Consider the following 12,224-nt stretch of genomic DNA (forward strand, 5'->3'; position numbering starts at 1 on the left):
TGAATTTGCGGACGTGCTCGGGCTTTCTTCGCTAATTCACATTTGTCGTGCATTCTGGTGAATATGACTTATAGACAAGTCCTGGTTACCGCCCTTTGCTCTGTTACCCTCGCTTGCGCTCCATCCTTCGTACCTGGCCAGCAAGCTGCCGGAGTGGGACTCAGCGCGATTCTTCCCAACGGGCGTCAAATCCGTCCGGCCGGCAACTGGATTCCGCTGGCTCCGTATCCGTTCGCAATTGCGCTCAAGCCGAATGGTTCGCAGGCTGCGGTGCCGTCGATTGGCTTTCCTTTTGCGCTCAATGTGATCGAGCATCCGGATGGAGATACGCCGGCGGTGCGCAGGAGGCCTTCTGGTGAGAATAACGACCCGGCGATCGAGACGCATGCCGGTCTTGCCTACTCGACCGATGGCCGGACGCTCTATGTGGCGACGGGGAACTCGGGCAAGATTGCGCTGTATTCGACCGCGGACTGGCGGCAGGCAGGTCAGATTCCACTGGATGCCAAGGTTGGCGGGACCGATTTTACCGGCAGTTTTGCCGCTTCTGTGCTTGTCTCCGGCGACGGACGCACGCTCTTTGCGCTAGATCAGGGCAACTGGCGTGTCGTGGTGATCGATGTGGCTCAGAGCCAGGTCATCGCTTCGATTCCGACTGGCGCGTATCCATTCGGGCTGACTCTTTCTCCCGACGGCAACCGGCTTTACGTGACTAACATTGGGTTGTTTGAGTACACGGCGATTCCGGGAGCGAAGCGCGAAGACGCGCTCGGAACCGGGTTGAAATTTCCGCCGTTCGGCTATCCCTCAAAAGAAGCTCGCGAGGGAGTGACGCTTGACGGCCGCAAGATTCCCGGGTTGGGCGATGAAAATTCCGATCGAGGCAGTTCGCTCTGGACGTATGACATTCACGACGTGCAACGCCCAACACTGTCTGCGAAGCTTCATCTTGGCGACCGTATCAGTGAGGCGCGCAACGGCGATGTTGGTGGGAGCGCGCCGACGGGAGTGGTTGCGGATGGCAACGCGGTGTATGTCTCGCTGGCGCATCAGGATTCCGTCGCAAAGGTCAGCGCGGATGGCTCGAAGGTGCTGGCGGAGACGCCCTTGTCTCCGTTTACCGGAAGGCGATTTGAGGATGCGCAAGGACGCCCGCTTCGGGGCGTGATGCCGAGCGGCCTCGCGCTCGGGGATGGGCGGCTTTACGTTGCGGAGTCGGGCATCGACGCCGTTGCGGTTTTGGATGCGAGCACGATGCGGGTTCTGGAACACATTCCGGCGGGATGGAATCCCAGCGCGGTGGCTCTTTCGCCCGGAGGCAAGACACTTTACATTGTTAACACCAAGGGCAAGGGCGCAGGACCTAACGCCGGCAAACTTCACGCAGAGAGCTCCCCAACGTATGTAGGCTCGCTGGAATACGGCAGCCTGACGGTGGTGAATCTGGCAAGTTTGCCCGATGCGCAGACTCTTACCGGTGAGGTTCTGGCAAACAATACCTATGCGATCGCCAAGCGGCCAGAGCTGCCTCGGCTTAAGCACTGCTTTCTCGTGATTCGTGAGAATCGGACGTATGACGAGGTGCTTGGGGACATCGTGAATGCCAATGGAGATCCGGCGCTGGCCCGGTATGGGCTTGACGGCTGGGCCGAAGAGCGGCACCAGACGAAGATTGAAGCGGACCATCTCAAGGTGACGCCAAATCTGCATGCCATTGCTCAGCGATACGCGATCAGCGATAACTTCTATGTCGACTCGGATGTTTCGGCGGACGGACACCGCTGGGTGGTCGGGATTAATCCCACGCCCTTTTTCAATACGGCCTGGTCGAGCGGCTACGGCGGACGACGGAGTGCCGATGCTGGCGCGCCGCAGCCCGGCCGTCGCGCGCTCTTTGGCGGAGCCGATGCGCCTATGCCGGAGGATGAACCACAATTTGGATCGCTGTGGGAACATATCGCTGATTCGGGGCGGGGGATTCTGAACTATGGGGAGGGCTTGGAAGTCGAGGGCAATGATGAGATGGCTGGGGCTGCGCCGGAGGGCCAGAGACTCTTTCTCAATGCTCCGGTGCCGAAGCCAATTTTTGAATCAACCGACCGCAGCTTTCCTACCTTCAACGTTGGAATTCCGGACCAGCTCCGTGTGGAGGAGTTCAAGCGTGACTTCAGCCGGAGACTCGCCCAAAACAAGATTCCGGGGCTGATCGTGATTCGGCTGCCGAATGACCACACGGCCGATCCGCGACCTGGAGACGGCTACCCGTATCGGGCGTCATATGTAGCGGATAACGATCTTGCCCTTGGCCGCATTGTGGATTACCTGTCGAAGACCAGCATCTGGAAAGACTCGGCACTCTTTGTCACGGAAGATGACGCGCAGGGCGGCGTGGACCATGTAGACGCCCACCGCAGCATTCTGGCGATTGCCAGTCCTTGGGCTACGCCTGGAGCGGTGAGCCATCAGCACTCCAGCATGGGCAGCATTACACGGACGATCAACGAATTGCTGGGGGTTGGAGCGCTGAACCTGGAAGATGCGCTGGCTGGGGATTTTATCGGCGTTTTCGCTGCATCGCCAAATCTCGAACCGTTTACCTTCCAGCCCAGCGATCCGAAGGTCTTTGACGCGACAAAAGCGAAACCCGCCAAGCCCAAGACCAAAGTGGAGGCCGCTGCCCTGAGGGATATGGATGACGCGCCGGAGATTCAAAAGCAGATGGAAAAGAGTAAGTCCAGTCTAAGCAGGCCTACGGCAGTGGATTAAGCGCAGAATCCGGAACGGTGGCAGGAGCGAGTTCTCGCGCATCGTCGTTCCAGCGAGGAGCGACGATGGCGGCGGCTATCAAGGATGTGATCAGGAAGAGGTTGAAGAGATTGTCCCAGCCGTAGTGGCGGGCGAACGAAGTGACCAGGAGTGGCGAGAGCATCTGGCCCACGGAGCCCGCTCCGTTAACTGCCGCGATGGCTCGGGCGGAACAGGCGAGCGGGACGCTTTCAAGCACAGCCACCGAGACCATCAGCGCGTCCACGGCGTAGACCAGCAGGCCCATTGCAGCTACGCTGATGGCCGAGACCCACCAGCCCATGGCCGTGATGAGTGGCTGGATGAGAGCCAGAAAACCAAGCCCAAAGAGCATGATCGCGGCTACGGGATAACGCCGCGACTTGAAGTATTGAATGGAAAGATGCACGGCGAGCAGGGCTCCAGCGAAGCCGAAGAACTCAAAGAGCGCGGCCGTGGAAGCGGCTCGATTTCTGGACAGGTGCGTGGTTTGTACAAGGTAAAGAGGCAGCCAGAAAAGGAGCGCATACCGCGTCATCTTGAGAAAGAAGTACATGGCCGCGATTGTGCGGATGTGGCCGTTGGATAGTACGGCCCACCAGCCGGACCAAATCCCGGCTGTACGAGGATTCCGGAAAACTGCTAAGTCTTCCTCGGGTGGGCTGATGGGCTCAAGACCGGCGTCCGCAGGTTCGTCTCTTGTGGTGAAAAAGAAGTAGGCAGAGATCAAGGCCAGCAGAATGGGCGGGAAGATGAAACATCGCTGCCATCCCCAGGACGGCATAATGAGCTGGGTCGTCGCGCACCACAGGGTGAGGCTGGCGGCGAGGACTCCTCCGAGCGAGTAGCTGGCGCTCCACCAGGCGAGGACATTAGGTCGTTCGGCGCGGCTGAACCAGACGGCCAGCATACGGCAAAGTGCGGGGAAGCCGAGCCCTTGCGCAAAGCCGTTGAGCAACTGGAGCGCGAGCATTGCGTGTGGCGCTTGGGCGAAGAGCATGGCTGCGGTTGCGATGGCCGAGACGAGTCCGCCGGTGAGCGCGGTTTTGCGAGGCCCGGCCCAGAAACGCGGCAAGTCGGCCAGTGTGCCCGAAACGAGATGGCCAACGACATAGGCGAGTGCGAAGTTGAAGAGCAGCCCGGTCAGGTCATCCTGAGCCGGTGGCGCGCCGGGAAGAGTGCGGACGGTCCGCATGTTCTCGCGGCACAGGTAATAGCCGGCATATAACAGCCAACTCGAAGTGAAGGCGGCTGAGCGCCAGTGACCATATCGAGCTGATTTGGAATCCTGGTCCGATAGATGCATTACGCACCACCCCACGAGATGTTGCGGCGCCATTCGCCGGCGGTGTCGCGGTAGACCAAGACCTGCACACCGTGGCGGCCGTCAAGGTGCTCGACTTGTTCGACCAGGCCGGAGGGGAAGTTTCGCTCGACAGTCAGCTCTTCGAGCAATCGCCGGATGGCGTCCGCGTCCGTACCCTGAATGCGCAGGGTGGAAGCATCTTCGGAAAGTATGGTGAGCAAGGCGGCTGAAGATACGGACATCGCAGATACCGATGTGCCTGAAGGGTGCCCGTCCAAAAGTTGCGCTGGAAGTTGTGCAGAAGCCTTGGGCAGACTGGAAGAGGCGTCCGGATTCCGGACCGCAGGAATGGTGAGAGTCCATCGTAGGCGACGGTCGGCAATGACTTCGCGTGGGGTGGCGTAGCTGACTCGAACCGACGAGGTAGCGTCCGGCTTGGCGTCGGTGAGTGAATCCTCCTGCATTGTTGCGTCTACGCCGTAGCGGCCTGCCACCCAAACCAGGGGATAAAGGCTGGAGGCAAGACTGACCCTGTCTTGCGGCGAGACCGAAAGGACCATCGCGCTCCGTCCTGACAGAAGCCGATCCCAGAAGCGCAGGTATTCTTCGCGGTTCTCCATTTGGTGGCGAAGGAGCAACGCGCAAACGAGCAAGGCAAACAGCGCCGGACGCATCAATGTCAGCGCCTGCACTGGCGGGACGACTGAGCCGATGGGATGCTGCGGCAGAACTGCGAAGGGTGAGGCTGGCGCCGACGGAAGGTCTAACGAAACTGGTGCAGCCGGGGACGCCGTGATGTAGTTTCCCTGGAGCGTCCCCTGCAAGACTAACGAGACGGTATTGGCTTCGACCGGAGTGAAACGCGGAACGTAGCTCCCGGTCGGCAACTGTATTTTGAGAGAGCAAGTCTCGGCGGCAGCAACCGATGAGGCGTAATAGGATGTCAGCCGCTTGCGAACTTCGTTGGCGCGAACGCGGACAGAGGCGTCGGAGCTAGGTTCGTAGGAAGTATCGCGACCGAACAAATCGATCCCGATGGTTCGCTCTTTCAACGAGTCCATTCGACCGTCAAGGGTGACTCGGACGATGTACCGCAGGAACTCGCAGGATCGCTTACTGGTACGGAAGTGTGCGCTTCCGCATATCCTCTCTAATTCCGCTTCGACGGCGACGTGGTGGCGCGCAGCATCCTCGAAACTCTTGGGGAGCGGAGGGGAGGCAGCCAATGCGAGTCTCCTTGGAGTTGGATCAAAATCTATGGATTAGCATAGCGAAACTCTGTGAAAGCGCCTTGAATTACGTCAGGAATCGATCAATGACTTTAACAGGGGCATGAACATCACGCGAATTGTGAGATGGTAAGTCCTTATATATCAACAAAAGTGTCTGATGCTGAACCGTTAAGAACCTGCAATTTGCCGTGAAAGTGCTCTTAGATGAAGCTACGTTTTCAGTTTTTTGAACGTGTCTCTAAGGATTTCGCTTTCCCCAGCAAACTTCTCTTTTTCGGCAGAGTTTCTGTTTTCGATTGCCGCGGTAGCAAAGACAACCAATAACCCGATTGTTTTTTTTTTCATCTCAGGAGGCAGCACCGATGCAAGAAGCCATCCATCCATCTCCGCTAAACCGCATGTGCTGGGCAATCCGATTGCTCACTATTGTGGTTGCGATTGCGCTGGGAGGCGCGATCGGCTGGACGCAGTCCACGCAGGGATCCATTCTTGGCACAGTCAAGGACGCCAAGGGAGCAGTCATCCAGGGTGCTCTTGTGACCTTGACGAATACCGACGCAGGCGTCGTACGTACCACCACGACCAGTGGCAGCGGAGATTACCAGTTCCTGGACGCTGTAGCCGCTCATTATGATGTCGAGGTCGCGGCGCCTGGATTCGAAAACTGGAAGATTAACGGAGCGCAGCTTGCGGTTCGCCAGCAACTACGTATCGACGTCTCGCTGGCGGTCGGCGGGGTGCAACAGACGGTTGAGGTTTCCGGTGACAATGCCAGCGCGATCGAAACGGACTCGGCTTCGATCAACGCCGTTTACAGTGCGGACGACGCGATCAATCTGCCGACCAACTCGCGGGCCGGCTCGAATGGCACCAGCGGTCTGAGCCTGATCGGCACACTGCCGGGCGTCCAGACGGACGGCTCGGGCAGTTCAGCTACGTACTCGCTCCAGGGCGGGTTGCCTTTCCAGACGGAAGTCGCAGTAGACGGTATCACGGTGCAGAGCGCTACTGGGAATTCTCCAATTCAAGATGCATTTCCTTCCACCGATGCAATCGCTGAGATTCGTGCAGACGGCGTTTTGAACAATGCGGAGATCGGCCAGCCCGGTGAGGTTACGATCACCAGCAAGGGCGGCACCAACAAATTCCATGGGTCGACTTACTGGTATGCCCAGAATCAGGATTTTGACGCAATTCAGTTCGGCGCGGGCTCTAAGCCACACAAGGTCGGGAACACCTTTGGCGCACGGTTTTCCGGTCCGGTAGTGATTCCTCACCTTTATGATGGACATGACAAGTTCTTCATCTATGGCGGGTATGAGGGCTACCGTTTTCCGCAACAGGCTCCCAACCAGTACACCGTGCCAACGGCGGCGATGAAGACGGGCGACTTCACTGACTATACGGCTAACGGATTTACGGGCCTGAGCAACCCATTCTCGGGTGGATCGTACGGAAATGCACTGCCTTCTTCGGCAATCAACTCAGCCTCGAAGCAGTTCCTGCAGTTCTTTCCTGATCCAAACCACGTTGCGACTCTGACAAACGGCGGATCTGTTCCGACCACCTCGTATGTTGACGGTGAGTCGCCAAACTACTACGTCAACCAAGACGACAGCCAGCATTCGGATCAGTTTGATATTCGTCCGGACAAGTACTTTGGCGCGAACCAGAAGTTCCTGCTGTGGGGGCGCTATTCGTACAAGAACTTCCCAGCCAACTCGGCGGAGGCTCTGAATGTGCCTTCCGCGCAGAACACGAATCAGAATAACAGCCTGACAACCAGCTTCAACTGGACGATCAAGCCAAACCTGATCAACGAATTCCGCTTTGGCTTCACCTTGCAGAAGACGGGCAAATCCGATTCCTTTAACGGTACGACGTTTACGCAGGGCCTGGGACTGGTGGGTCTACAAAATCTCTTCTACAACGGAATTCCAGAATTGGATTTTGGCCATCTCTCCAGCCTGAATGCGGATCGTCTTACCTCGCTCAGCCAGTCCAAAACCTACGTCTATACCGACGCGGTGAGCTGGACGAAGGGCAAGCACAACTTCAGATTCGGCACGGATATTCGCTCGCTGGAAGCCATTACGCCACTCGGTTTCAACGGATCGGACAACTACGGAACCTTCGGCTACACCAATACAGGTAACGCGGTAGGCGAGTTCACTGGCGTTGACTTTGCCGACTTCCTGGTCGGTGTTCCCAACAACACGTTTTACGACGTGGTGCAGCAGGACAACGACGGCAAGTCGATTCACTACCATTTCTATGCTCAGGATGAGTGGAAGGCTTCGCCGAGGTTGACCGTGAGCTACGGCGTTCGCTATGAATATCACCCCGGCTACTTCGATCCACACGGGGACATCGGCAACTTTGATCCTAGCCTTCCTCTCGCGGGACGCGCGATCTATCCGGATGGCAAGTCCAGCCTGCTGGCGCAGTCCTTTCTGGAGAGCGCGAATGCCTGCGATGCTGATGGCGTGCATAACACCAATTCCGCAATCGTCAACGGCGCGCCCTGTATGCCTGTTCTCACGAATAGCGCGGCTGGGTTTCCGTCTGGTTTGAAGAAGGTTCCACACCTGCGCTTCATGCCGCGCTTCGGTATCGCATATCGCCCGTTCAACAGCGACAAGACGGTCTTTCGCGGCGGCTACGGCATCTACAACATCACTATGCTGGGATCGAATTTCTACTCGCTTACGGGTACGTTGCAGGCCCAGACGACGCAATACGTGAACACGTACAACTCCAATACGCACACGATTGGCTACCAGTGGCCGAACATCTACGCCGGTGCCGGTAACGGCGGTTGCACTACCTGCTATGGCCAGGACTACTTTGGAACGGCTAACAGCACCATCTGGAAAGATCCTTACACGGAGCAGTGGACGGCCAGTATCGACCATGACTTCGGTGGGGGATTTGCAGCACGTGTCTCCTACATCGGCGCTGAAACGCACGACCTGGTCTGGGCTCCGGATGAAAACTCTTTGCCCTTCTCGTCGACGGTTTCTGCGTACAACCAACCCAACAGCGCGCGTCTGTTCCCCAACTGGGGTGTCATCAATACTCGGGACACCGGCGCGAATGCCAGCTACAACTCACTGCAACTGGATGCAAGCCATCGCCTGCAGCACGGACTGCAGTTTGACACCGCATTCACATGGGCCAAGGCACTGGCTGACAATCAGGGACCAAGCAGCACCAGCTTCGCGGGAGAGAGCGGCGGTCAGCGCTCGACCTCGATCTTGGATCGCGGCGCGGACTTCGGCAACGTGGTGGGGACTCGCCGTCTGCTGTGGAACACGACTGCTCTCTATGATCTGCCTTTCGGTCGCGGAAAGCAGTTTGGCGCAAATATGCCCAGGGCTCTGGACGCAGTGGTTGGCGGCTGGCGCTTGAGCAACATCTTCACATGGCAGAGCGGCGCGTTCCTCACACCTTACTTTGCGGGCGGCGAGGGTGATCCTTCAGGTACGGGTTCTGGTCTCAGTTCGAGCCTTGCCGGATGGACCCCTACGGGACGTGCGCAGCATGCTGATAACGTTGCTGGGGTAGGCTGGAAGCCCTCCGGCCAGAATCGTAACAACTGGATCAATTCCGGCGCTTTTGCCTGCCCCGGAATGCCCTCATGGACTCCCGGTACTGCCTGCACGACCGGCGCTGGATATGATCAAAACGGCAATGCTCTCAGCCCGAATCCGCTTCCGATTGGCCGCTTTGGCAACTCGCAGGTGGGATCGATTGTTGGCCCCAGCTACATCAACCTGAACACCGGCCTGGTGAAGACTTTCAGCATCACGGAAGGCCTCAAGCTGCGTGCCGAGGGTACGTTTACCAACGTGCTCAATCACATCAACCTGGACGAAAGCTCGATGAACCTCGATCTAAGTTCGACGAGCTTCGGCACGTTGACAAAGGGGCTCGCACCGCGCGTCGGCCAGGTGTCAATGCGTCTAGAGTTCTAACAGACTGCCGAACTACCTCTCTGTCTGGCGTGGACCCTTTGGGGTCCACGCCATTTTTTTAATGACTGAAGGAGCGTCTCGACTGTGGTTTCGATTCAGTTGCCGGTAGATTTCACGGTTGTGGAGCTCGGCGTGATCGTTTGCGGTGCGATGTTCCAGCCTTCGAGCTGTACAACCGGCTGGACGGACACGCTATCGGGAAGCAGTGCAGTCAGCGTGCGCGACTCTCCCGGAGTCAGTTCAATCCAGTTGTCAGACCAGAAGATTGGCGCGATCAGGCCGCCGGACTCGGTGCGGATAGCTCCGTGTAGCTGGAAGGCGAGCGCAGCGGATGAGTTATCGAGGTGCAGGTGCAATTCGCGGCCGCGCGGGGTGGTTTCTATCTCTGCGGTAGCATTCACTTTGGTTGCGGGCAGCGTCATGAGCGCGGTCAGGTCTTCGTGGCGGGCGGCGGGTGTGTGCGTGTAGTCCGTTTTTGGCCAATCGAAGGTGGTGAGCGTGCCGGGTACCCAATAGAAGTTACGGCTCAGGAGGTGGCCAGAAGCGTCGGTCAAGGTGAGGTCGATGAAAAAGATTCGTTCCGGGCTTGTATAGAGAGCTTCCGGAATCGAAAAGACGCGCTGGGAACTGTCAGCGGACGATTCGAGAGTGGCCTCGGAGCTGAACAACTCCTTCCATGCAAGGTTGTGCACATGTACGCTGGCGTGGAGACCGGCAGCGGCCACATATGTGCTGTTGACTACCACGATCGAAGCGTCGTCGTAGGAGTATTGAATGTGCAGCGGCTCACATGCCTTTTTCGTTGCAAAGTAGCCGGCTCCGGCGTCGAGGTAATAGTCGTACAGGTGCCAGATCATGGAGGGCCACGCGTTGTTCAGCATCCATTGAATGACACCGGTGGATGTGTACTTATTCTTGCTATAGGCCTCGAACATGGCGCGCTCGGAATCGTACTCCATGGTTTGCGCTATGCGCTCGTATTCAGCGGCGGATTGCGGTGTTGCGTATACCGCATCCATTGAGTCATTGAAGGCCTTGAGGTTGACGAACTCTCCGCCGCCGTAGTGAAGACTCCATGTAGTGGATGGCGGCCATGCCTGTGCATCGGGCAGGAATTTTTCGCGGCTGGCGAGGGAGGGAATCGCTGGTCCGGGGCTGGTTTCGGTGTTGAATCCGAAGGCGCCGCCGTTGTGCTGGTCGACGTACCAGTAGCTGGGGGCGACGTAGTCGTATGGGCCGGACATTTTGACGCCGCTGGACCCGGTTACGCTGGTGGGCGTACCCGAGGCTGAAGAAATCACGGGATTGGGCCAGTGGGTTTCGGATTCCACTTGCAGATAAGCGCGTTCGACATTGGGAGGCGGCGGATTGTCGCTGCCGTTCAACCAGACGAGCAGGCTCGGGTGCTGGCGCAGACGCAGAAGTTGTGCGCGCAAGGATGCCGTGGCTACGGTCAGATTTTCCGGAGTCCAGTCTTTCCAGTGCTCCCATTGGTCGCAGCAGCACCACCCGAGCATGACGAGAATGCCTTGCTGATCGGCCAGATGGAAGAAATCCTCCGTTTCGAGCTTACCTTCGAGCCGGATGGTGTTGAGGTTCATGTCTCGAACGAGATGGAACTGGTCGCGGAGACGGCTTTCATCGGAACGCAGGAGCATATCCTGCGACCAGCCAGCGCCGCGAATCAGAATTGGCTTGCCGTTGACGCGGAAGAGGCGGCTTCCGTTGGAGGTGAGTTCAGAGGTAATCTCGCGGATGCCGAACTCGACGCTTTGTTCGTCGGTAACCTTCCCTTCGATGGCAAAACTGACGGACAGCCGTTCGAGGTTTGGCTTGCCCATCTGGTAGGGCCACCAGAGTTTGGGATCGTGAATGCGCAGTTGCGGAAAGTCTTTTGCGGTGAAGACCACTGTCCGGTCTTCATGCGGCGAGAGTTCGACTGGTTGCTCGAAGCGGACCCCGGCAGCGGAGCCGGCGACCTGGCCCTTGACGGGATGATCGGCGGCGTTGTGCAGCTCGGCGTATACGGTCACTTCGGCGGTATTGAGACTGTCGTCGGGAAAGTGGGTGACTGCCATCGGCGAACGCACGGTGACTGCTCCGGTGGTGACGAGATCGACTGCGCCCCAGAGCCCCATATCCTTGTCCGGTGGGCAGGGATTCCAGTCGACCCAGTTGATACCGAGGTCCTTTTCGGTTGGGGCGAAGGTCTCGACCGCGAGCACGTTTTTCTGGCCGGGCTTGAGGAGATCGGTTACGTCAAAATCGTAGGTGCGGTAGGCTCCGGCGACCTTGGTTGTGTCGGCGATCTTCTGGCCATTGAGCCATACATCAGCGCGATAGTTGATGCCGCCAAAGTGCAGCCCAAAGCGCTCGGATTTCCCAGCATTTGCGGGAGTGGAGAACTCGGTGCGATACCACCAGCCGCAGCGGTAGGGACTGTCATCGGGCATAGGCAGATTGGAAAAATTATGGCCAATCGGATAGCTCACGCCGGGAAGATTCCGCAAATTGTTGCCGTAATAGGGATCGGGAATTGCTCCGGCCGCAGCCTGGGCAGCTACGACGGTGCTGGGCACGGCGGTCTTCAGCCAGCCCTCGGTCGAGAGTCCTGGAGCGGTAATTGTGGCTCCGTCCGCCTGAAGCTTGCAGGCCGATTGCAAACGCCAGTCTTCGCGCAGAGGCGTCACCGTTCCGGCGTTGAGAACAGAGGGCAGCGCCAGCAAAGCGGCCAGCGAGAGCAAAATCTTTCTGCGATTCAGGACCATTCTAAAATTCCTTCCCAATAAGGAGTTGCTAGCAAGATGCTGTGGAAAGATCGTGTTCGAAATAGGCTCAGTCCGCTAATCAAAGAAGCACATAGAACAACGCCTCCGGAATGATCGATCGAGGCAGAGTTCCTAACAGCAGTATTCAATCGCTTGA

Annotated in this window: 5 protein-coding genes; 2 read left to right on the forward strand and 3 right to left on the reverse strand. The window is 58.0% G+C overall.

The window, feature by feature from the left end; genetic code table 11:
- Window positions 1-63 precede the first annotated feature (63 nt).
- Entirely contained in the window at window positions 64-2,766 is a 2,703-nt protein-coding gene (locus OHL23_RS10005) for a bifunctional YncE family protein/alkaline phosphatase family protein (RefSeq protein WP_263351640.1), read from the forward strand.
- On the opposite strand, the gene OHL23_RS10010 is transcribed toward OHL23_RS10005, so the two are convergent.
- Both OHL23_RS10010 and OHL23_RS10015 read right to left on the reverse strand, forming a co-directional pair.
- Complete coding sequence (locus tag OHL23_RS10010; protein WP_263351641.1) at window positions 2,750-4,090, reverse strand: MFS transporter; 1,341 nt, start codon at window positions 4,088-4,090, stop codon at window positions 2,750-2,752. The genes OHL23_RS10005 and OHL23_RS10010 overlap by 17 nt on opposite strands.
- Complete coding sequence (locus OHL23_RS10015) at window positions 4,090-5,316, reverse strand: hypothetical protein (RefSeq protein WP_263351642.1); 1,227 nt, start codon at window positions 5,314-5,316, stop codon at window positions 4,090-4,092. Before OHL23_RS10015 ends, OHL23_RS10010 begins: the two co-directional genes overlap by 1 nt.
- Window positions 5,317-5,684: 368 nt before the next feature.
- Between OHL23_RS10015 and OHL23_RS10020 the strand changes: the two genes are divergently transcribed.
- A complete protein-coding gene (locus OHL23_RS10020; RefSeq protein WP_263351643.1) occupies window positions 5,685-9,299 on the forward strand; it encodes a TonB-dependent receptor in 3,615 nt (1,204 codons plus the stop codon).
- A gap of 95 nt (window positions 9,300-9,394) precedes the next feature.
- Here OHL23_RS10020 and OHL23_RS10025 read toward each other — a convergent pair whose 3' ends face one another.
- Window positions 9,395-12,067, reverse strand: a complete 2,673-nt coding sequence (locus tag OHL23_RS10025) for a glycoside hydrolase family 2 protein (RefSeq protein WP_263351644.1) — start codon at window positions 12,065-12,067, stop codon at window positions 9,395-9,397.
- Window positions 12,068-12,224: the final 157 nt, after the last annotated feature.

Source organism: Acidicapsa acidisoli (genome assembly GCF_025685625.1).
Lineage (GTDB): Bacteria > Acidobacteriota > Terriglobia > Terriglobales > Acidobacteriaceae > Acidicapsa > Acidicapsa acidisoli.